The organism is Sporosarcina sp. AD_1, assembly GCF_057373025.1.
The window spans coordinates 64064-85305 of the sequence record NZ_JBPVIR010000008.1 but is presented as its reverse complement, the minus strand read 5'-3'; the positions used below and the strand labels follow the sequence as shown (position 1 = coordinate 85305).

Annotated in this window: 23 protein-coding genes and 2 pseudogenes; 4 read left to right on the top strand and 21 right to left on the bottom strand. The window is 42.5% G+C overall.

Features of this window, described 5'->3' with window-relative positions; all coding sequences use genetic code 11:
• Positions 1 to 2: 2 nt before the first annotated feature.
• The 16 genes from ACSW3C_RS15750 to ACSW3C_RS15675 all read right to left on the bottom strand — a co-directional run bounded on the left by ACSW3C_RS15750 (position 3) and on the right by ACSW3C_RS15675 (position 10550).
• Positions 3 to 473 carry a nucleotidyltransferase family protein gene (locus ACSW3C_RS15750; protein WP_486563742.1) on the bottom strand — a complete coding sequence of 157 codons (471 nt, stop codon included), beginning with the start codon at positions 471 to 473 and terminating at the stop codon, positions 3 to 5.
• Positions 474 to 478: 5 nt separating this feature from the next.
• Entirely contained in the window at positions 479 to 1357 is an 879-nt protein-coding gene (locus ACSW3C_RS15745) for a GNAT family N-acetyltransferase (RefSeq protein ID WP_486563741.1), read from the bottom strand.
• A gap of 13 nt (positions 1358 to 1370) precedes the next feature.
• Positions 1371 to 2231, bottom strand: a complete 861-nt coding sequence (locus ACSW3C_RS15740) for a hypothetical protein (RefSeq protein WP_486563740.1) — start codon at positions 2229 to 2231, stop codon at positions 1371 to 1373.
• The gene (locus ACSW3C_RS15735; RefSeq protein ID WP_486563739.1) at positions 2206 to 2529 is read right to left on the bottom strand and encodes a DUF2087 domain-containing protein; all 324 of its coding nucleotides are present in this window, start codon (positions 2527 to 2529) and stop codon (positions 2206 to 2208) included. Before ACSW3C_RS15735 ends, ACSW3C_RS15740 begins: the two co-directional genes overlap by 26 nt.
• Before the next feature lie 24 nt (positions 2530 to 2553).
• Complete coding sequence (locus ACSW3C_RS15730) at positions 2554 to 2931, bottom strand: hypothetical protein (protein ID WP_486563738.1); 378 nt, start codon at positions 2929 to 2931, stop codon at positions 2554 to 2556.
• A 50-nt stretch (positions 2932 to 2981) separates the two neighbouring features.
• Entirely contained in the window at positions 2982 to 3539 is a 558-nt protein-coding gene (locus ACSW3C_RS15725) for a ribonuclease FAU-1 family protein (RefSeq protein ID WP_486563737.1), read from the bottom strand.
• A 12-nt stretch (positions 3540 to 3551) separates the two neighbouring features.
• Positions 3552 to 4091, bottom strand: a complete 540-nt coding sequence (locus ACSW3C_RS15720) for a Rossmann-fold NAD(P)-binding domain-containing protein (RefSeq protein WP_486563736.1) — start codon at positions 4089 to 4091, stop codon at positions 3552 to 3554.
• Positions 4092 to 4111: 20 nt separating this feature from the next.
• Positions 4112 to 4672 (bottom strand): NUDIX hydrolase, encoded by a 561-nt coding sequence (locus ACSW3C_RS15715; protein ID WP_486563735.1) that lies wholly within the window; start codon positions 4670 to 4672, stop codon positions 4112 to 4114.
• A gap of 60 nt (positions 4673 to 4732) precedes the next feature.
• Positions 4733 to 5191 carry a GNAT family N-acetyltransferase gene (locus ACSW3C_RS15710; protein ID WP_486563734.1) on the bottom strand — a complete coding sequence of 153 codons (459 nt, stop codon included), beginning with the start codon at positions 5189 to 5191 and terminating at the stop codon, positions 4733 to 4735.
• A 245-nt stretch (positions 5192 to 5436) separates the two neighbouring features.
• A complete protein-coding gene (locus ACSW3C_RS15705; protein ID WP_486563733.1) occupies positions 5437 to 5676 on the bottom strand; it encodes a hypothetical protein in 240 nt (79 codons plus the stop codon).
• Positions 5677 to 5787: 111 nt separating this feature from the next.
• The gene (locus ACSW3C_RS15700) at positions 5788 to 6438 is read right to left on the bottom strand and encodes an SIMPL domain-containing protein (protein WP_486563732.1); all 651 of its coding nucleotides are present in this window, start codon (positions 6436 to 6438) and stop codon (positions 5788 to 5790) included.
• Between the two features lie 94 nt (positions 6439 to 6532).
• Positions 6533 to 7258: an amino acid ABC transporter ATP-binding protein gene (locus tag ACSW3C_RS15695; protein WP_486563731.1), complete on the bottom strand. Its 726-nt coding sequence runs from the start codon at positions 7256 to 7258 to the stop codon at positions 6533 to 6535.
• A gap of 4 nt (positions 7259 to 7262) precedes the next feature.
• Complete coding sequence (locus ACSW3C_RS15690) at positions 7263 to 7988, bottom strand: amino acid ABC transporter permease (protein ID WP_486563730.1); 726 nt, start codon at positions 7986 to 7988, stop codon at positions 7263 to 7265.
• Between the two features lie 49 nt (positions 7989 to 8037).
• Entirely contained in the window at positions 8038 to 8847 is an 810-nt protein-coding gene (locus ACSW3C_RS15685; protein ID WP_486563871.1) for a basic amino acid ABC transporter substrate-binding protein, read from the bottom strand.
• 350 nt (positions 8848 to 9197) lie between these two features.
• Positions 9198 to 10136 carry a heme o synthase gene (gene cyoE, locus ACSW3C_RS15680; protein WP_486563729.1) on the bottom strand — a complete coding sequence of 313 codons (939 nt, stop codon included), beginning with the start codon at positions 10134 to 10136 and terminating at the stop codon, positions 9198 to 9200.
• A 168-nt stretch (positions 10137 to 10304) separates the two neighbouring features.
• Positions 10305 to 10550 carry a hypothetical protein gene (locus tag ACSW3C_RS15675; RefSeq protein WP_486563728.1) on the bottom strand — a complete coding sequence of 82 codons (246 nt, stop codon included), beginning with the start codon at positions 10548 to 10550 and terminating at the stop codon, positions 10305 to 10307.
• A 126-nt stretch (positions 10551 to 10676) separates the two neighbouring features.
• On the opposite strand from ACSW3C_RS15675, the gene ACSW3C_RS15670 reads away from it, so the two are divergent.
• Together ACSW3C_RS15670 and ypfJ are read left to right on the top strand one after the other, a co-directional pair.
• Complete coding sequence (locus ACSW3C_RS15670; RefSeq protein WP_486563727.1) at positions 10677 to 11108, top strand: YusW family protein; 432 nt, start codon at positions 10677 to 10679, stop codon at positions 11106 to 11108.
• A gap of 75 nt (positions 11109 to 11183) precedes the next feature.
• Positions 11184 to 12020, top strand: coding sequence for a KPN_02809 family neutral zinc metallopeptidase (gene ypfJ / locus ACSW3C_RS15665; protein ID WP_486563726.1), 837 nt, complete (start codon positions 11184 to 11186; stop codon positions 12018 to 12020).
• 61 nt (positions 12021 to 12081) lie between these two features.
• Here ypfJ and ACSW3C_RS15660 read toward each other — a convergent pair.
• From ACSW3C_RS15660 to ACSW3C_RS15645, 4 genes and pseudogenes are all read right to left on the bottom strand, one after another.
• A pseudogene (locus ACSW3C_RS15660) lies at positions 12082 to 12546 on the bottom strand (methyl-accepting chemotaxis protein); the annotation flags it as partial.
• Positions 12547 to 12618: 72 nt separating this feature from the next.
• Positions 12619 to 12993: pseudogene (locus ACSW3C_RS15655) on the bottom strand (PAS domain S-box protein); the annotation flags it as partial.
• Between the two features lie 193 nt (positions 12994 to 13186).
• A complete protein-coding gene (locus tag ACSW3C_RS15650; protein WP_486563725.1) occupies positions 13187 to 16006 on the bottom strand; it encodes an S-layer homology domain-containing protein in 2820 nt (939 codons plus the stop codon).
• Positions 16007 to 16284: 278 nt separating this feature from the next.
• Positions 16285 to 17292, bottom strand: a complete 1008-nt coding sequence (locus ACSW3C_RS15645) for a GTPase (RefSeq protein WP_486563724.1) — start codon at positions 17290 to 17292, stop codon at positions 16285 to 16287.
• A gap of 142 nt (positions 17293 to 17434) precedes the next feature.
• Between ACSW3C_RS15645 and ACSW3C_RS15640 the strand changes: the two genes are divergently transcribed.
• Together ACSW3C_RS15640 and ACSW3C_RS15635 are read left to right on the top strand one after the other, a co-directional pair.
• On the top strand, positions 17435 to 17881 hold the full coding sequence (locus ACSW3C_RS15640; RefSeq protein WP_486563723.1) for a hypothetical protein: 447 nt from the start codon (positions 17435 to 17437) through the stop codon (positions 17879 to 17881).
• Positions 17882 to 18118: 237 nt separating this feature from the next.
• Positions 18119 to 18571, top strand: coding sequence for a hypothetical protein (locus ACSW3C_RS15635; RefSeq protein ID WP_486563722.1), 453 nt, complete (start codon positions 18119 to 18121; stop codon positions 18569 to 18571).
• A 110-nt stretch (positions 18572 to 18681) separates the two neighbouring features.
• Here the strand turns inward: ACSW3C_RS15635 and ACSW3C_RS15630 are convergent, their stop codons facing one another.
• A complete protein-coding gene (locus ACSW3C_RS15630; RefSeq protein WP_486563721.1) occupies positions 18682 to 21081 on the bottom strand; it encodes a DUF2339 domain-containing protein in 2400 nt (799 codons plus the stop codon).
• Between the last annotated feature and the right edge of the window lie 161 nt (positions 21082 to 21242).

Here is a 21242-nt window from a genome sequence, read left to right as displayed (position 1 = left end):
TGTTAATTACCTAGATGGACATTACACCAAATGGCATCCCAGTTCTTTTTAGCAATCCTCTTTTCAAATACGCGCATTCGTTCCGTGGACTGTTTAAAAAACGGAGTGGCAGACACTCGGCAATTCAGCACATCCTCCACCCCATGGGGTATACATAACACTAATTCCCCATCGGTATTCAGCTTTACACCGAGCGCTGTAGCCGTTTCCGGGAACTTTGAGATAGCATCCGCAGAACAGTGATACGCGGGAAGATAATTCCGAAGATGCATTCGTGCTTGATTTTTTACGGACCACGGCTCGTTCGGATGCAGTAACTGCAGTTTCTCCTCCCACTTCTTTTCGATGCTTTCATCCTCATTTTTCGAATCAAAATAAATGACATCGATATCGGGTAAAGGCGTCCGTTGTTCGAAACGATGCACGACATCCCAAATTTTCGAACGAACGAAGCCTGCGCAAATCCAATGCATACGGATCATCTCCCTTCCAGCGTAAGTAGACTGTGGTTCAAATCATTTTTCACGTCAAAACCGGCCGCTTTGTATAAGCCGATCGCTACATGATTAGAAGCATTCACGCAAAGACTTATCTCATCAATCCCCTCAAACCTAAACAAATGAAGAAGAGCCTTATGCAATACTCGAGTTCCTTTGCCCTGTTTTTGAAATGCATCGGATACGGCAATATATTCAATTGAACCTTCTCCATGGGCTGGATCAGCCTCTATGTATACATAGCCCATGATTTGATTATCACGAGCTTTAAGAATATGCAGCTGATTCTGTTCATTCAGCCGGTTGCATATGGTTTCAGCATTATAATATGTCTCGGGAAATGCCTCTTCATGAAGCGTTTTAAACGCTTCCCAGCAGGACGCCTCATACGGTACGATATCATCGGTAACGCAGCTCGCTTGAACACCTTTTTGTGCCACAAGCACAACATGCCTGCCTTTTTCAGTACCACTTTTCGTTGCAATAAACCGTTTAATCAATTTATTTTCACATGAATAGAAAAAGTGAAAATGATCCACTTGATGAGCAACCGTTTCGTAGAGGCTCTTCCATAATGTTTCAGCCAAATCGTCTACCAAAACGAAAGGACCCCATACTTCTGCGCTCCGTTCCTCGACGTCTATATCAAAACCAAGCGCTCCGACAATCCGATCAGACTGGTATGCAACTTTGAATGATTGAGACCAATCCAAGTCAGAGAAATCATTTTCCAGCGTATTTACAATTTCTTCCTTCTGTTCCCCGCAATAGCCAATATGATGAGCAGGTTTGTTATTCATCTCAGCCAAAAAAACAGCCAGTCCTCTGATGCTTCGGGGACTTTCAATCGTAACTTTCACAGAATTTCCCCCTTTATGTACTTCGATAGGCATACAATGTTTCTGATATTCCAAAATCCGATACTTGCTTCAAATGCAGCGAAAAAGGACATGTCGAATCGACTTCTTTTTCAATGAAATCTGCACCTTCTTTCCGGGCATCTTCTAGCTGCTTTTTCAACATTCCTTCCAGCAAGTACATATTTTCAACTGCATCAACGCCGACCCAGCCAAGCTCCCAGCCTGCAGAATCCGCTTCATAGAGCAAACTGAAACCGATAATGGTCCCATCACTTTCTGCCACGTAGCTATAGGTTTCCAGCAAACCATCATAGATAGCCGATCGCCACTCCTCGTCCGGCAATTCAGCTACCGGGTTATCCAGATGAGTCTCGGTATAGGTCCGCTTGCATAAGTGGACAAGGCTTGTTTCAAGGGTTGGATCGCTTTTTATATCCGACACTGTGCGAAAATGTTTATCAGTCTTCTGTAATTCGGCAACCGGTTTAAACTGAATGATCTCTGTTTTACGTATCATTACGAATCCATTTTCCGGTAATATCCTTTGCAGTATGGAGAACCGATCATCCAGCAGAAAGAACAAAGGCTTTTGATAGACCTTCTTTATGTATTGCACCACGTTGGCAAGACTCTCGTGATCTGTAGTCGACCACTCGTATGCCAGGCGTACATAGATGCAGTGCGGATGCCAGGTAGATGTGTGAGTGGAGGCAAATGCAAACGCTATTCCTTCATTGCAGAAAAGAAAACTGCCTTGATTCGACTTGCTGTTCACGCTTGCCTCCATTTCCAGCTTCAAATCTTCACATCCGCTGAACACCTCATTGAAAAAGCCGCTGTACTGCGTCTTACTCGGATTCTGTACGACCTCCATGATCCTCACCTTCTATCCAATACGTTTTTCCATCGTCATGCCGCTTCATGAATCCATTATCAATGAAAAATCGGCGGATCGTTGCAAAATCGGCATAGACTTGTCTGAGGATGTCATTCACTTCTTTTTCAGTGTACCTTACATCCTTTTCAAATCTTTTGATTATTTCTTCCGCAACGATATACTTTCGTTTCTCTTTACTCGGAAAGGTGTCCAGCGCGCCATCCAAACCGTTGCGGAAATAACTTTTCAAAATCTTTGCTCGTTCCTCGGACGTAATAATTAATTTGTTTATCAATGCTATCAACCTTTTCGATTATAGTTAAAAACCAATGTCGTATTCTTCACCATCTTCATTCTTCACAACTATGGAACCATTCTTTCGCTCTAATCCGACTAATATATAAGGATTCACTTCATCACTTTCACTATCTATTTCTTTAACTGTAACGATCGTTTGGTCATCAAGAATTTCCACATCTACGACTTCCAACTCTTTTGTAGGCGTTCCTGTTGATACGACAACCATACTTTTGCCCTGGGAAATACTAAACAATTTATAGCCTTTGCGGTCTGTCTTCTCTTTCTGTAGCTCTTCAACAAATATCCTGACTCCTGGCTCATCATCTATATCCTTCTTTTTCATAATCCAATATTCTTTAGTGCAAGCGCCCAGTAGAAAGACCAAGGCGATCATCATGGCTGCAAAACCCTTTTCACTTTTCTCCCATCTCCCTACTATGTAGACAATCAAAAATCATTTTTGTGACAAACTCCAGCCAATTCATGAAAATGCAATGTAGTCAATTCGAGCAATTGAAATTGATCCTCTAAAATGGCCTGCTTCAAGGAATTAAACTCATTCCAAGCCTGCGAGTATTCTTCCGAAGTGATAATCCCTTCCGAAAGCGCTGCTTCTAATTCATCTGCGTCCTTTTCAATCAAACTGCCTGATGGCAAGTAGATTAGATCAAGAAACAGATCATCCATCCATGGGCCATTCTTCTCGCAATAGCCATTACTTGTGCATATATCGATATACCACTGGACAACTTGATTCGATGCATCAAACACTGTTGTTACGGAATGTTGTTGCCCCTCTGGAAAATGCTGCAACCAACTATATCCTTTATCCGCGATACAGACAGGCGTATCGCCATATTGTTTAACAAGCGGAGCAGCCACTTCCTGCATTTGAAAGAGTGTCACATAGCCCTTATAATTCGCAGTTTCGTAGTATTTCTCTGCATAATTGCGTTGCAAGATCCTCTTCCAATCATATCGGCTGCCAAATTTCCTTTTCAGCAAATTCTGTTCCTCCTACTCCGGTCTTCTGTCATATGGATGTAATTGTCCTACAATCCGTCCAATTCCACCGGATTCGATTTGCGCAATAACGCCTGCTGAGATTTCATCATGCGTCAACCACCGGGACATTGTTTTTTCTTGTATGTACCCCAAAAAGACAACTTCCCGTATACAGCTAAACGGAATGTTCACGAGTTCGTCTTGAAAATATCGCCGACTCCCTTTAACGTGGATCAGTCGAAAAAAGTTGTCATTTTCATTCATGGAACAAACCTGTTCAACAACTTGATAATTTGGCGTCCAACTGACAATTAGATGGAAAGGCCCCCGTTTTTCAATTGCCTCTTTGATTTCCTCCAGGAAAGAATCCGCATTATAATCGACTTGAATAGGAAATATGGTATCGGGTGGACTACTTTCCATCACTTGTTTTAGCTTGCCTGCTGTGCGACCTACAACTGAAACGGCATAATTACGCTCAGCTAAGTAGATGCTCACATTACGAAGCATCCCTGTGCCACCGATCACAAGTGCATGCTTTGGATTCATCATTAATCTTCACCTGCCGTCCTTTATAAGGAAGGAATTTTTTGTGATGCCGATAAGTGATTCTTTGCCAAATAATAGGCACTTACGGAAAACAACTGCGTAATCCGTTTTTCTGAAATCATCTGTTCCATCACATCAAACGGATATCTTTTTACTGTAATCCGTTCGGTTTCATCCAGTTCCTGTTCAAATTTCTTTTTTGCATCCACAATCAGGAAGGTAATTACCTTGTTCGTCTGTGTAGCGGGATTGACCATGAATTCACCCAGTTGAATCGGCGGATATTCCGAAACATACCCTGTCTCCTCCCGCACTTCCCGGACGATTGCTTCCTCCCATGTCTCCCCCTCTTCCATTTTTCCTGCTGGAATCTCAAGAAACATTCCGTTTCCCGGATGGCGATACTGCTCGACTAACAAGATTTCATTGTCCTCCGTAAGAACGATGGCGTTCACCCAATCCGCATATTCATTCACATAATAATCATTAATAATCGTTCCGTCTGTCATTTGGCACGAATCTTTTCGCAAATTCCCAAAAGGGGTTTTAAAGACATACTCTGAATCTAGCACTTTCCAAGTCATTGTTGTTCCTCCTATTCCATCCGCGAAAGGCGCTTCCTCAATCAGCGTAGACCTTTCACCTCATGCTTCCTTCTTCAAATGATAAATATGAGTGTTCTCCGACTCTGAATCATCGCATACAAACCCGTTAGCCCGATAAAATGCATCCGCTTTCGAAGATTCTGTCCGGACCGTAATTACCTCAAAATGGTCGGCTGCATGTTCAGTAATCGTCTTCAATAGCGAAGAACCAACACCCTGGCGGCGAGCGCCGGACAACACATAAAATCTTCTTAACCTGGCTGCACGACCGCTCGGATCGTACGGCGATCGATTAAGCCCTCCGACGCCCAGCATTTGTCCTTCCGCATTTAGCACACAAAACAGCGCTTCACCAGGACCAGTATACCGGTTCGATCCGTCTGAATATTCTCGAACGAGCCTAGATACAAACCGATAACCTTCTCTCTCACTTTCTACTTTCAATTGCTCGATATCCACTTCATCTAACTCTCTCAACCGTTCTACCGTATAGTCCATGTACACACGCCCCCTCTTTTTTCCCGCTACCTACACATTCGTTATATGTCTGACCAAACCCTTTTATTTTTGGTAATCCTAACCGGATCAAATTAGTTATTACTGGAAAAGTAGTAATTTCGCTTCTTATTTGCTGCGTATCCCTGCACTCACAAAGATGCTTACCACCGGTTTTCGATGATTTACCACCGACACTCGGGCCGTTACCACCGACTTTCGGGCAGTTACCACCGGCTCTGCAACGGTTACCACCGATTCGCATGTTTACCACCGACTTCATAGCCTTTACCACCGACTCGCGGACGTTTACCACCGACTTTCGCGCAGTTACAACCGGCTCTGCATCGGTTACCACCGATTCGCATTTTTCCACCGACTTCAGAGCCTTTACCACCGACTCTGCAGCGATTACCACCGTTTCGCATTTTTACCACCGACTTCATAGCCTTTACCATCGACTCGCTGACGTTTACCACCGACTTCAAAGCCTTTACCACCGACTCACCCCTTTCAACAAAAAAACGCACAAATAAGTGCGCTTGCAGAAGTTTTTTCATATGATCCAGCCATCAGTCAGTCGTCCGATATCGCTTCAATCAGTATTGAAATTGGACTCGGACGGATGCCAGAACTACTATTTGCCCTGGCTCGATAGGGGTTGTTGTGCTTTTTGAAACTGCCATCAATGGCTGCGGGGTTCCTGATGGGAAGGAAGAATCCTCCGTAATTTTGATCGGTTTCGAATCAATTTGAACCTGCATTGCCTCTCCCAGTGCACGGGCTTTGGCAGTTGCTTGTTTCAATGCTTTTTGCAAGGCTTGCTCGTACAGCAGATTTTCATGATCGATTCCAAACTGCAAGGATCCGACTTGGTTCACACCATTTTGTACTGCGGTATCAATGACGCGTCCTGCATCCATTACATCGGGCACTTTAACGGTGATGCTGTTGGTAACTGTGTAGCCGCGGAATATCTGTTGTCCGTCTACATAGTCATAACGTGGATTGATGGTGAATGAAGTGGTCTGAATATTTTTTTTAGGAATCCCTAACTGCTGGAGTGCCTCAATGACCTGGTTCATCTTTTCAGCATTTTCCTTCAATGCTATAGTGGCATCCCTGTTTTCCGTAACAACATCCAGTTGGATTTTTATATAATCAGGTTCCCTTACAACTTGCCCAGAGCCAGTCACAGTAATGATTCTTGCCGGAGGACGTGTATGGTGCATGACATATGGGTAATACAATGGACTTCCACCTTTCTCCAAAGTTCATCCTCTATCATATGCAGCATCCTCCCTTCTGACATAGGACAAAAAACCAGCAGACGCAGCTGCTGGTTTAGACAAGAACTTTACTGAAAAAGGCTTTCGTTCGTTCATTTTTGGGCTGGTTGAACAATTCGTCAGGAGTTCCTTCCTCGACTAGCAGTCCATTGTCCATGAAAGCCACCCGGTCTCCGACTTCTTTCGCGAATCCCATTTCATGCGTCACGACCACCATGGTCATGCCTTCTAATGCCAATTGCTTCATTACATCAAGCACTTCTTTGACCATTTCAGGATCCAGTGCAGAAGTCGGCTCATCAAACAGCATGACTTTCGGTCTCATCGCGAGGGCTCTTGCAATGGCAACCCGCTGTTTTTGTCCGCCAGACAGTTGCTCTGGATAGGCATTTTCTTTATCTGACAAACCAACTTTCTTCAACAGTTGCCGAGCGAGTTCATTCGCCTCCTGTTTTCCCATTTTCCTGATTTTAATTGGCGCCATTGTAATATTATCAATGACCCGCATATGAGGAAACAGATTGAACTGCTGAAACACCATCCCAACTTCTTTGCGAATTTCATTGATATCCGTCTTTGGATCGTTTACCCGGACACCCTCGATTATGACTTCACCGCTTGTAATATCCTCCAGCAAATTAATGCAGCGTAAAAATGTACTTTTCCCTGAACCGCTTGGCCCAATGATGCAAATGACTTCTTTTTCTTTTATCTCATAGTCGATACCTTGCAGCACATGTAATTCTCCGAATGACTTATGCAAGCCTTTGATGGTAATCAATCGATCATCCCCCTGCCTGTGTACGCCCAACGGACAGGCGCTGTTTCCGAGGTGACGGCACATAGCTGTTGCTATATCGCTTTTCCACATAACTGATCAGTTTACCGAAAATGAATGTCAGCAATAAATACAGAACTGCCACTGTTAAATATGGTTCCCATGGACGCAATGTCGCACCTGCAACGACTTTCCCGGCGTACAGAAGTTCACCCCCGGCTATCATGGAGACCAGGGACGAGTCTTTCATTAAGGCAATCAATTCATTACCGAACGGTGGCACCATCCGCCGCAACGCCTGCGGCAAAATAATCAGCCGCATGGCGGTTTTATGTGGCATGCCAAGCGAACGGGCAGCTTCCATTTGTCCTTTTTCGATCGAATTAATACCCGCCCGGATGATTTCTGCGTTATAGGCCGCGCTATTCAGCATGAGCGCAGCTGCTCCTGAAACGAAGAAGCCCAGTGAATGGCCAAAAATGCTCGGTATTAAAGCTGTATGGATTAAGAGGAGTTGTACCAATAATGGTGTGCCCCGAAAAAAATCCACATAATACTTAGCCGGGTAATAAACCCATTTTCTCTTTGACAATTTCCCGAGCCCTACGAACAGACCGAGGATTAGCCCCCCTGCATAGCCGATTACTGTTAGACCGAGTGTAATCCAAAGTCCTCGGATGAACAGCTCCCGATAGTTCCATATGGCATCAAATCGAAAATCCAGGATATCCATTCTCTTCACCTCCAAGATGCGGAATTATCATGACAGTTTGACGAAGTGTTTATTCCACATCAAAGCCAGTGATTTCTTTCAGCTTGCCATTCTCTTTAATTTTCTTGATACCTTCATTCAGAATATCAAGCACTTCTTGATTTCCTTTTTTCACCATGAGTCCGTAATATTCCTTTTCAAAACTGTCATCCTCAACAGCTTTCAGCTTCACTTTTGGATTATTCTTTTGATAATCAATCATAACAACGTTGTCTCCGACAGATGCATCTGCATTTCCGTTGATCATTTCGCTGATCGCAAGAGGCATCGTTTCAGCAGCGAGAATTTTAGAGCTTGTGTCCCCTTGTAACCCTTTTACGACCATATGGCCTGTCGTACTAATTTGGACGGACACACGTTTATCCTTCAAGTCTTCAAAGCTCTCTACATCCGAATCTTCCGGTACGAGAATCAGTTGACTAGCGATATAATAGGGATCCGAGAAATCAAAGGATTCCTTTCGCTCTTTATTAATCGTTATCGAAGAAACGGCCAAATCTACTTCCCCGTTATTCACTGCCGGAAAAAGAGGATCCCATCCATAATTGCGGAATTCCACCTCCACGCCCGCTGCTTCTGCTACAGCTTTAACGATCTCAATATCAATCCCGACAATATTCCCTTTTTCGTCCATATACTCCATCGGAGCATACGTTGCATCGGTTCCGACAATCAATTTCTTCTTCCCGCCCGCTTCTGCTGCGTCCCCTGTATCACCTGTTGAACCTGTTGAACCATTTTTACTACCTGTGCCGCATCCGACCAGGAATATAGCCATAACCAAAACAGCAAAACGCACCAACCATTTCCCTCTATTCATACTAAACATACTGACTCCCCCCTAAATTCTACAAATTTACTAAAAACCAGAATACTTGAATTGATTATATATGAAAACGCTTTCTGTAACAACTGAATATTTTTAATTATTGAATATCCAGACATGTAAAAAAGCTTGCCTCCCTAAGGAAGACAAGCTTTTTCTAGTTAAAATATATCGCTAATTAATCGTGTTATTGGCCGTATCATCCAGATCAGAAGCCGGACGGGCAAGAATAGTAATTCAGGAACGAAAAATAACACATCCCCCAAAAAATCGATAATTCGATAACTCTCGCTCTCTCTTCTCCTCAATTTCCTTCTCATCTTCAAACTGCAACCCCTCATTCCTTATTGAAAGATAGGTAATGTGACTACAACCATCAGTAAAAAGATAATCGCAATATAGTTTACAGAATAAAGGAACATGACATATGCCCACTTCATATCATCCTTGGCGAAGAAGCCTTGGATAGAAACAGCCAGATACCCGATATTCATCAACGTGGCCAATGTGACAAAGACCATGCCAAGTGATCCTAGGTAGAATGGCAACGGCAGCAGGCAGGCAATATAGACGAACATTTGTCGCTTTGTCATTTGAAAACCACGAACGACTGGAAGCATGGCGACGTTTGCTGCTTTGTATTCATCATATTTACGCATGGCAATTGCAAACGTATGCGGCATTTGCCAGATGAACAAAATGAGGAACAGCATAATCGGCACAATATGGTAAGCAGGCGCAACAGCGGCCCAGCCGATCATCGGAGTAACCGCACCAGAGAGACTACCTATCACTGTATTCAGTGTGTACTTTCTTTTCGACCACATCGTATAAAGTACAACATACGTAAACCAGCCAATGAACCCCCAGATCGCTGCTTCAAATGTCGTGAAGAACAGCATAACCATTCCTACAGCGGACATGGCAATTCCGATGAGGAGAACAGTGCGTAAGGGTATCTTCCCTGTAACTGTAGGACGTTTTTGAGTCCTTTTCATCACTGTATCAATATCTACGTCATACCAGTTATTTATGACGAGGGCACCGCCCATCAATATCGTGCTGCCGATAATCGTCAGCCAAAACAAAGTTCCATTTACCCAAAGGGACTGGTCTGTAAAATAAAGCGCTAGCCAAAAACCGACGAATACAGGCAATGCATTCGCAATCAGGACAGGCGCTTTAAAAAGGGATTTCAAGTCGGCAATTAACGTACCGGAGCGTTCTTCTCCCCGGGTTGCCTCTTTTTCATCCCGCAATGAAATATCCAATTGTCGAGTCATTCTATATATCCCCCTTGGAGGTTATGATCAATTCATCATCCCTTTTATCATAACATTTCATGCAAGGAACTTTAATATTTTGGTCGTATTAAATGGGATATTTCATATAGGCCTCAACAATTCGTCACAAATTATTCAAAAACGAAATATATGGAAATTCTGTCCAATTTAGCCTTCCAGGAATCCAATGTAAATCCCCATTGTGAATAAAATAAATATGATTGCAATATACAACAGAAATACAACTACAAATACACCAACCGTCACGATCAAATACGCTTTTGCGAAGTTATTTCGCGGGTCTGCTTTATCTGTTGCCCAGATGATGAGCATGACGAGATTGACGATCGGCAAGACAATTAGAATCATCGTGATGATCCAATCTTTTAACGACATGGACTGTTCGTTTTGCATGACTGAATTTCGCTCCTTTCATTTTTCTATACGAATCGGAACGATATTAGTTTCGTTTTGGCATTTGAATAAGCCTTTGGGTAAGGGGACATGTTATTCATATAGGTATTTGAAAGGAGAATAAGCATGAAAATCCATAAGCTAATCAGCGTTTTACTCTTGTTCGTATTTGTACTCTCCGCATGCTCAGATCGAACCATTGTCACGGATCGAAAAGAATCAAAGGAAACTGTAGGAGATACATATGGATTTACTTCATTCAATTTAACGATTGAGACAAAAATGGAAAAGCAAGCGGTTTCGGTCATGTACGAAGAAAAACCGAAAAGGATAGAAGCCGAATATAGCAATAAAGAAAAAGGCATCAGCACTTTTGGAAATGAGGCGATGAAAAAACTCGATGAACTATTCAAGTCCATGAAATTAACGCCCGATATGCCAGAAGAGGATATGATCAAGACGGTCTCGGAAACATTTGAAATCAGCGATTATAAAATGATCAAGCTGAGCGTAAAGTTTGTCGGGCATGACGCAAAAGAGATTAGGATATCAAAATAAGCCAGTTCCATTTTCATTGATTTCGGGTATAGGAAGTCATACTTCATTTACCGACATAGTTAGGGAGGAAATCATATGGAATGGAAAGGTCGTAGAGGGAGCCGCAACGTTGAGGACCGCAGAGGCATGGGCGGGCCGGCCATCATGGGAGGCGGAATTGGCGGGATTGTCCTCTTGCTGGTCGTTATGTTTCTTGGTGGTGATCCCGGCGCCATTCTGGACGGAATGGGCAATTCCACTGAGAATACCAGCTACGTGGAAACGGAACAAGATAAGGAGCTCGCGGAGTTCGTTTCCGTTGTGCTAGCTGATACGGAAGATGTGTGGCACGACATTTTCAAAGAAGAAGGGCTCGAATACCGTGAACCCACCTTAGTCCTTTATTCGGGAAGCGTGCAATCTGCATGCGGTACCGCCGGAGCATCAATCGGCCCTTTTTACTGTCCCGGTGACGAAAAGTTATATATTGATTTAAGTTTTTATCAGGAGTTGCAGGATCAGTTCCAAGCACCTGGCGACTTTGCAATGGCGTATGTTATTGCACATGAAGTCGGTCACCATGTGCAAAAGCTGCTGGGTATCAGCGATCAGATGGCTGCGATCCGGTCTAAAGTGAGCGAGGAGGAATATAATAAATACTCGGTTCGCCTTGAGCTGCAAGCCGATTATTTTGCCGGCGTCTGGGCCAAGCATGCGCAAGGAATGGGGGTGCTTGAAAAAGGAGATTTGGAAGAAGCACTTAATGCGGCCAGCGCGGTCGGTGACGACACGATTCAAAAACGCGCAAGAGGCTATGTAGTGCCGGAGAGCTTTACCCATGGTACTTCGGAGCAACGAAAAAAATGGTTTTATAAAGGATTCCAATCCGGCAATATAGAAGATGGCGATACTTTTAATGCAAAAAATCTATAGACAGAATGATACCCAGAGGATTCCCCTCTGGGTATTCTTTTTCTTATTTATTAACTAAAACTCAGATGATACGAGATACTTCTTCGGATTGATCATCCAATTGCGCTGCGGAAGAAGCAATGGCCAGGAAGTCTTCCATTGCAATTTGAATTTGTTGTTGGCATTCTTCCACATGTTCTTGCGCCAGTGTCGTACCTGTTGCGATATTCCCGATCTCACGGGTAATTGACGCTACGCCTTCCCGCACTTCCACAATGGATTTTTCCACATTACCTGAGAGCTTTCTCACTTCCTTGGCAACGACATCGAAACCTCGGCCGTGCTCCCCTGCCCTGGCTGCTTCAATAGCAGCATTTAATGCGAGCAGATTTGTCTGCGCGGCAATGTCCCGGATCGTTTTTACGATATGCTGGATGGATTCCGCGTGCAATTGGAGCAGTTCCAACGTCTTCGTATTATCACGCGAGATCGATGCAATATTGTCGATTATACGAAGAAGCTCCTTGCTTCTGTCAATGCCGACATCTGCCCGTTCAGTCAATCCTTCCGCCATTTCACGCAGCTCATTCACAACTTCCGTAATGGAAGTCTGCCGATCAGTAATATTGGATGCAACTTTGGAAATGCTGATCACCCGCCGCCCATCCTCACTAAATACCGGCATATATGTCGCTTCGAGCCAAACTTTATGTCCGTCTTTATGCTTTCGCTCCACCTTCGCCTGTTTGGTGACCCCTCTTGTTAACTCTCTCCAAAATTCAGAGTACTCCCGGCTTCTTGCGAATTCCGCAAAGCATAATTCCTCATGAGGTAAACCAATCATCTCCTCTTGAGTAAATCCAACCGCCTTCGCAAAATTCTCATTAACATAGACGACTTTACGATTTAAATCAAAACGGATAATAGCCAAATTCCGTTCCAGTGCTTTTACAACATGATCATCCGTCACCTGCTCAATTGTATGTGAATTCATTACTATGCCCCTTCCAATTCCCTCATACTTGTAAGCCTATTGTATCAGTACGTTACTTTTATTTAATCACAAAGGGAGGAGAATTGGAATAGGTTGGATGAGCTTCAGGTTTTTTCTTTTGATATTCGTCACCTCTTTCACACCTATTAAAAAAACCCCTTGATCAAATAGATCAAGGGGAGATTTGTAAAGATTATCGTGATACTTTAATGCCTGTAAGTTGAAGCGGATTCTTCACAGTATCCAATACATTTTTAGAATCAGCAAGCTTTACAGTCAAACCTGCGCTAAGTTGTTCGTCAGTAACAGGTGTACCCAATTTGATAACTGCTGTTTTGGCAGCTGTGTTAACTGCTGCTACAGTTACTCCAGAAAGTGGAGTTGTTGCATTGCCAACGAATACTTCAAACGCATTTTCATCAACAGTTACATTCTCGCTGAATGTTAATGTAATTGTATCATTACCAGTCAATACAGCTGATTGAACTGTTGGTGCTACGTTTTCATTCAAAGTAATTGAACCTTGATAAACATCCATTGCAACAGAAGAATTTTGTGCCTTGATGTTTTGAATTGTTACGTTGCGCAAACCAGAGAAGTTAGCGGAACCTGGAGCTAATTTCAATTCAACTTGCTTCAAATTAGTAGATTTGACAGTCGCTGATTGGACAGTTGCTCCATCAATTTTATAGTTTGCTGCTGTTGTAGCAGTAGCTGCATCAACATTCTTATCAAATGTTACAGTTACAATATTGTTATCTGTAGCCGATTGAACAATTCCATTGTCTGCAACTTTGATTTTCTCAGTTGTTGTTGCACTGTCTTCACCACGGTTGAACTTGATGTTATTAGCTTTATCTACAGAAACGCCTGCTTGGCTTGCAACCCCTGCAAATGTTAATGCAACATTGTAAGATGCATTTTTAACATCATCTGTTCCAAGAAGCTTGGATAATTCCACACGAACTGCTTTCGTGTTCTTTGTTGATTCTAATGCAACAGCTTGTCCAGCGATGTCATGTGTTACGTTAGATGAAACATAAGAACCTTTTGCAGTCACTGTTGGGCTTCCGGATAGTGTTACATCCTTATCAAAAGTGATTTCCAAATATTCTTTGCCATTATCAGAGACTACTGAAGTACCAACTACTTGAGGTACAGCCGTGTCTTCTTTGAATGTTACTACTTTCGTAATTGCTTCGCCTGCTTGGCCGCTTAAATCTTTATAGCCAGCTGCAACGTTAACATTTTGGACACCAGTCAAATTCTTGTCAACTGTTACTTTGTATTCTGTTCCAGTAACTTTGTCGACTGATTGAACAGTATAACCACCAGAGACAGTTACAAGGGATTTATCTAAAGAATCAAGTTCCTTTGTAAATGTAACATTGAATGTTTTTGCTCCAGTTTGTACAACAGAAGATACGGATGGTTTTACGCCGTCCGGCTGTTGTTTCACAATTTGTACAACAGTTGGATTAGGTGCGATGATATTGCCAGCCATGTCTTGTAAACCGATGAATTTAACGTTGATTGTTTTATTTACTTCAACGCCTGCATCAGATAGATCAACAATTACTTCAGTTGCGCCTGCTGTTAGTTTAGCAGTTGCACCTGTTACAGTTTTACCATCTGCGTATTCTAACGTACCATCTGCAGCTTTCATAGGTTCAGAGAACTTGATTTTCACTTTTGTTGCTGAAATTTGCTCTGTACCAACTACAAATGGAGCAGTCTTGTCAGCTGCGAAATCAACGATCTCGTCATATTTCTTCAAAGCAACGCCAGATTTCGATTTAACGTTTTCAATTACAACTTTGTAACGCTTAGAAACTGGTTGATCCAATGTTAGAAGAAGAGTCTTTCCATCTTCTGAAAGAGTTGCAGAAGAAATAGCTGGATTTGCACCGCCATCAATGGAAGTTAGAGAAAGGTTAGCAGTTTTGAAGCTGCCATTTGCTTCGAATAGTGTAGATTTATCTACCGCATTATTAAACTTCACTTGAACTTGAGTGGCATTGATAGCCGCTACTGAAACTACTTCAAGTTCAGGATTCTCTCCAACTACTACAGTAACTACTAGCTCTTCAGCATTGTTGCCTGCTTTGTCGGCAGCGCTGTATGTCAATTTGTAAGTGCCAGGTACTTTTGTGTCGATCGCTGTAAGGCGTTCGCCTGCTTCGTTTGTGATAACAGAAGTGACTTCAACTTTTTCGTCAACATTGTCAGTCGCTGTTACTGTAGGTGCAGTAAATGCTGCGCCGTATTCGACGTTAAGTGTTTTTTCACCGTTATATACTAGTTTCGGAGCTTCTTTGTCTTCATCTGCTACTACTTCCAATGTGGAAGTTTTGTAGAGGAATGTTGCAAATTGGCCGCGAGTTGTTGTGTTTTTAGGGTTGAATTGTGGTGCTTTCGGGTTCGTGATATCAAAGTAATCAAGAACATCGATATATGGACGGGCTTCCGCTTTCGCTTTCGCAAGATCCGTAACGTCTTTGTTAAACTCTTTTTCTTTTACGAGTGATACTAGGTCAGTTTTATAAACTGCATCATATGCACGCACTAAAACAACAGCCATGTTTTCGCGTGTGATATTTTTACCTGCACCAAGTGTACCGTCTTCATAGCCGCCGAAAACGCCATAGTCTTTGACTAGAGCTGCTGATTTCAAAAGTTCATCGTTTGTTTTAGGCGTCAAATCTTTGAAGCGCATGTTTGTCTTGTAATCTTTTGGAACTTCATAGCCCATTTTTTCAAGCCATTTACCCATCATTTTAACTACGTCAGAACGAGTTAATGTTTTATTGGCTTTAAATGTTCCATCTGGGTAACCGCCGATGATCCCTTGTGCTACAAGCGCATTAATAGCTTCTTCATGAGTGTTTCCTTTGATGTCCGGAAAGCTTTTGTCTGCAGCACTTGCAACGACAGGTGCTACAGCAGATGCGATCAATGCCGCGGAAGCAGCACCAGCTATGAAATTACGATACTTTTTAGGTTGGTTGTTCATTTAATAACTTCCTCCTCAAGATGATGAATCTAGTAAGGGCAATTACTCCCATCTTTCATATACCCTCGTTAAACATTATTAATCTTATTTCACAAAAAAGATAGGGGTAAAATTTGGCATTGCTTTAAAACTAACAAACTATTATTTACTCTATTAAGCTTGATAAATAAACATTCCTTTTTATTCGAATCATAACGAACTATATGAAAACATAAAGTTATTTTATTTTTTATTCATCAAAAACCAACATCATTTTTATGATGTTGGTTCTTAATAAATCAATTATTTTTCTTTTTATCAGACTGTTTCAAAAATCTCTGATAAATCGGCTTTAATGATTTGGGTGTCAACTCAATTTCGTTCTCGTGCGCATATTTGACTGCTTGTCCTAACGCAATTGTCATGGCACCTGCCACACTGGCGCCCGCTACCATACCTGCTCCGGGAATGATTTTGACAATCTGCCGGAATACAGTCTTCCCTATATTCCCAACGATCGTCGCGATGATCAATTCCTTGGCATTATCCTTTGATATCGGCTTCCCATACAAGGTGGATAGCTTGAGCATGAGGCTCACTTGAAGTGCGGTGAGCGGGACAAAATCCGATCCGGGAATCGGAACCGCTCCAATGGTCGCTGCGGAGGCCCCCGCCCCGAATATCCACCGATTGGCGACGGCGGATTTATCAGCCATGTTGGCGGCCATCAGAATGTCCTTTTTTTTTGACTCCAATATGTCTAGCACTTCTTTTTGCAACAAGCCGATATTTTCACCCGTACGAGAGGAAATCGGTGTAACGACATAGTGAAAATTGGTATGCTGTTTAATATAGTTGACGAGTGTGGGAATGTCGTCTGCCGCGTCAATTTTATTGAGAACTAGGATGATATCCTTGTTCACTTTCGCGATTTTCTTCAATGAGGCAAGCTCTGTTTCAGATAAAACAGTGCCCGCTGCGTTCAGGAAAAACAAGATGACATCCGCTTCTTTATAAAACTTCATTGTCTCAGCGGAATGCTCGCTATAAATATCATCCAGGCCTGGCGTATCAACAAAAATAATTTTCTCACGGTACACAAACTTATTAATCTCCTGGGTCTCACCGGGCTTCGCTCCGACTTGCGCCACTTCCGCGCCCATCAGTCTGTTAATTGTCGAAGACTTCCCTGCATTGACATCGCCTATTAACGCGATGAGAACTTCCCTTTCCAATTGGTCATTGATTTCCTCAGATTTTTCTTTAAATATTTGATCAAATTCTTCATCCGAAAGCCAGTCCTTCATTCGAATCACCTTTTTCTTTGCTTGTTATGTATATATACGATTCCCCATGTCAAATGGATTCACACTTTAATTCTTCTCATTCCTGCATCATCTGTAACTTTCTTTTGGCAATAGTGTCTAATAATTAAAAGGTGGTGTCATGATGGTAAGAAAAATGGACATCCTCATAGTTTTTCTAATCGTGCTCATGCTGTTTGGCTGTCAGCAAACTCAACCCATTCATAATCCGGCGAATCAGCTCCCAACTATGAAGATACGAATCGGAGAAGAGACTTTTACTACTGCAAGGGGAGGTTATTGCTGGACGACCGGAAATCAATCCGAATGCACCGATGCATCCGGTAATCCATTTGATTATGGAACTAGCGCTCCACCCATCGACGCAGAACCAGGGAGTGAGTTCGAACTACTCTTCTCTGAAGCCCCATCCTCTTTTTCAGTCGAGTGGATGAATGATTTTGAACAGGAGACGCTTACAGAGCAGTCCTTGTTCTCCACTCCCTCTAAATCTGGTACGTATGGATATTCCGTTCACGCCAACTGGGATCAGGGAGATGTGACATTTCATTTTATCTTGCTTATTAAATGAGTGGAGCTGCATGTCGCTGGTAAGGGATTTTGAGTAAACACTAATAAACACAACGACCGGGGATCAATTTCACATAGGAATTGCAGTCCCTGGGTTTGTTATTGCATCAACATCTTGACAATGTATAGCAATGAATTAGCTGTAGCTTCTCTGTTTTTCATTCCGTTGTTAATTCTCTCAAAGACGAAAAATCAACACGTAAATGGTTTTAAAAGAACGATCGAGGAGGAGTTAGATATGAGCAAAATTATAGGCTTAGTATTATTTTTAGCTATCGGAATAACACTTGCAGCTTGCTCTGAAATAGGAGGAAAATCACCAAATAGCGAAAACCAAGAAGGACTTGAAGAAGAAGGAGAATTAACTAGAGCTGAAGTTCAAGAAGTGAAGGAGAATGAGAATTCTGCGGATATAGTGACAATCACCGATCCCTCAAAATTAGATACGATTAAAAAATCATTAGAAAATGTAAAGTGGGAACCCAATGTACAAGTCGAAATGGCAAGGGAACAAGATGTAGTAGTTACGTTGTTTTATGCTTTCGATAAAAACATGCCGGAAAGACTTTATGAATATCGAATTTGGTTTGAGGTTAGAACAGCTACCATAATCGGCGATAAGGAAAGTGAAGGCTACGGCAGATTAGATTGGGAAAATACTCAAAACCTTAAAAATGCCTTGGCAAATTAATTGGTGTTTATTTCGCAAAAAAAGCGCTCAACTCAGAGCGCTTTTTCTTGGTTTTTATATAGCATTTAACTGTTGAAAAATTTGCAGTTTAATCAGTCTGCAGCTCTTGCTTATGGTGTTGTCGACTCATCCTTCAATAAGGTCCTTGAGTAAAGCAATCCGACAATACCGATGACAATGAACAAAATGGCACGGATTAAGATTGAGATGCTTGCCATATCAACGATAAACAATTTGAGCAGGCTAAACCCTACTAAAATTGCCGCGAGAATTTTGACAACCTTCCAATTCATGACTTTTCCGATGCTGAAGGATATGAACGCAAAAGCCATTAACAGGAATGTATGAACAAAAAGGATGTATTCCCATTCCCACTCGTAGCCAAACGCAATCGTTAAGTACCATTTATTCAAAAAGATAAAATACAATACTTGCATGGTGACAGCCAATGCCGGAATCAGCTTTTTGAACCGGTCAGGCTTGAAATAAAATTTCCCTTTTAAGATCGTCCAGAATAGATACGATAAGCAAATGACATAGACAATCTGGACGAACAGATTCAACCACAATCCATCAGTGTTTGAGAAATTCGTCAAGTTAAATAACAAGACAAACAGACCCAAAATGAGAAATTCAATGACTGCAGCATGCGCCAAATAAATTCCGCGATGCCATTTAACAAAACTGAACGTGATCAGCATTGCGATTAAAAAGGCGAAGAAAAAGACATGCATGCTGGTTACCATATTCAAATCAAATGCAGTGATCAGCAAGTTTGCCATATAACCGACATAGATGAGTAACACCAGCTGTCCTGCAATAAAACTGATGTTGACCAGCTTTTCTTGTCCTTTCAAGATAGAAGGTACATTCTGAGTCAATGAATAAAAAATCAAGACGATCGTATAGATGAATATGGCCCAAATGAGATTTTCGATGGATACGAAAGAATCAATATGGATTACTGTTAAAATCGCCAGCGCCACGATACTATAAGCAAAAGCTCCGATGATCATCAAACGGATCGTATCGAAACGGATACCAAGCCAAAGTCCGAGCGTTGCAATAACAAGCATCAGCGTCAATTGAATGAGTGGCTCATCCAATCGGAATGAAAGAACCAACACGCTCGCTGCCACAATCGAAATCGCAGTAAAGATGCTCATTCCAAGTTTTTCGCCCTTTTTGTAAGCGATTGTCGCGAGTATGCCGTAGAGTGCAACTAGGAATCCATATACAGCCAAACGCATTTCATACTCTAAAATAGCGACCCAAAATAACATAACGGCCGCATTGGCATAGAGCATAATTTCACTAGAGACTGCTTTTTTGCTGAGCCCTCTCAAGTACGACACAAGCAAAACAATGTGTTGAACTAAGACGGAGAGCACGATGATATTCTTGTCGACAAAGAAGATATTCATGACCGTAAAGATGACGAGCGTCAGGTGGTACAAACTAAAGGAGACATAGTAGGAATACGTATGCCCCTGCTTCAAGGAAATATAGAACAATGACATGAATAACAACAACAGATAGATGGCGAACTGAATCGTGCTCGCATTCGTGTCCTCTAATAGGAAAGGAAGAAGAAAACCCGCAATGGCAGAGAACACCGTCAGCGTTTCGGATCTGAGTCTGCTAGATAACCAAAGGCCTGCAGCAATATAGGCGACAGCAATCAGGAATGCCATGATGTATGGAAAATACCCATAGAGATGATGCGCAGCAAATGTAGTTAATATGCCAAGCGCGATAAAACCGCCTAATAATGTCAGTCCAAACGGAGCACGGGAGTTCTTAATATTTCTCATTCCTGAATAATAGAGAAGTGCTGTTCCGGCATAACCAAGGAGAATGCGCACCCAATCCGTTATCCAACCATTATCAAACGCAACTTTCAGTCCCCACAGGACACCTAACAGCAAGATGAACATAAATACTCTTGGCAGCCAAAGGCCGAGCATTCTTTCTAAATTGAAATCCGCCTTCACCGGCTTTTCGGCTGGTTGCGCCTGTGACTGCGTGAGTATTTCAGGCGGTTGCATTTCCGATGACGAAACGCTTCGTGGTGGAATTGGAGGCAATTCCGCAAGCCGTTCTTGTCCTGAATGCACAGTAGTTTCCTTATGAATCTCTTCGGAAACCGGTTCAACGCCTTCTGCATGTGTCCCCAACGGAACTGATGGTTCGATATGCAGGATGTTTACTGGTTCTGCTGGCTCTAATGGGTCTACCGGTTCTTCTGGCTCCGCTGACTCAAATGGTATTACTGGTACTCCTAGTTCCATTGGTTCTACAGGTTCTGCTGGCTCTGCCGGTTTTACTGTTTCTACAGGTTCTTCTGGTTCTGTTGGCTCTACCAGTTCTACTGGCTCTGCCGAATCTACTCTTTCTACTGGTTCTGCTGGTTGACTGCTTTCCTTCTCAGCCAATTCCTTTTTTATGTGCAGTAATTCCTGCTCCAATTCGGACATTCTTTTTTGAATCCTATCCAAATCCTTGGACAATAGTCACACCCCTTTACTGTATAGTAGCGCAGATCAAGCCTGTCTGCCGATCACCAGAACAAATGAAATAGTGAATCGATCAAGAACGACTAGCCGGTCTCTATAAATTAGCTGAAATTATTGTATCACAATCTTCCAATTTATTATGTTATTATCTAACA

Bases quoted from the DNA above. Each gene is read 5' to 3' on its own strand.
- ACSW3C_RS15650 (WP_486563725.1), bottom strand. From the start codon at position 16,006: ATGAACAACCAACCTAAAAAGTATCGTAATTTCATAGCTGGTGCTGCT.
- ACSW3C_RS15750 (WP_486563742.1), bottom strand. From the start codon at position 473: ATGCATTGGATTTGCGCAGGCTTCGTTCGTTCGAAAATTTGGGATGTC.
- ACSW3C_RS15675 (WP_486563728.1), bottom strand. From the start codon at position 10,550: ATGCAAAACGAACAGTCCATGTCGTTAAAAGATTGGATCATCACGATG.
- ACSW3C_RS15715 (WP_486563735.1), bottom strand. From the start codon at position 4,672: ATGACTTGGAAAGTGCTAGATTCAGAGTATGTCTTTAAAACCCCTTTT.
- ACSW3C_RS15685 (WP_486563871.1), bottom strand. From the start codon at position 8,847: ATGAATAGAGGGAAATGGTTGGTGCGTTTTGCTGTTTTGGTTATGGCT.
- ACSW3C_RS15720 (WP_486563736.1), bottom strand. From the start codon at position 4,091: ATGATGAATCCAAAGCATGCACTTGTGATCGGTGGCACAGGGATGCTT.
- cyoE (WP_486563729.1), bottom strand. From the start codon at position 10,136: ATGACTCGACAATTGGATATTTCATTGCGGGATGAAAAAGAGGCAACC.
- ACSW3C_RS15690 (WP_486563730.1), bottom strand. From the start codon at position 7,988: ATGGATATCCTGGATTTTCGATTTGATGCCATATGGAACTATCGGGAG.
- ACSW3C_RS15670 (WP_486563727.1), top strand. From the start codon at position 10,677: ATGAAAATCCATAAGCTAATCAGCGTTTTACTCTTGTTCGTATTTGTA.
- ACSW3C_RS15740 (WP_486563740.1), bottom strand. From the start codon at position 2,231: ATGGAGGTCGTACAGAATCCGAGTAAGACGCAGTACAGCGGCTTTTTC.
- ACSW3C_RS15710 (WP_486563734.1), bottom strand. From the start codon at position 5,191: ATGGACTATACGGTAGAACGGTTGAGAGAGTTAGATGAAGTGGATATC.
- ACSW3C_RS15730 (WP_486563738.1), bottom strand. From the start codon at position 2,931: ATGATGATCGCCTTGGTCTTTCTACTGGGCGCTTGCACTAAAGAATAT.
- ACSW3C_RS15645 (WP_486563724.1), bottom strand. From the start codon at position 17,292: ATGAAGGACTGGCTTTCGGATGAAGAATTTGATCAAATATTTAAAGAA.
- ACSW3C_RS15640 (WP_486563723.1), top strand. From the start codon at position 17,435: ATGGTAAGAAAAATGGACATCCTCATAGTTTTTCTAATCGTGCTCATG.
- ACSW3C_RS15635 (WP_486563722.1), top strand. From the start codon at position 18,119: ATGAGCAAAATTATAGGCTTAGTATTATTTTTAGCTATCGGAATAACA.
- ypfJ (WP_486563726.1), top strand. From the start codon at position 11,184: ATGGAATGGAAAGGTCGTAGAGGGAGCCGCAACGTTGAGGACCGCAGA.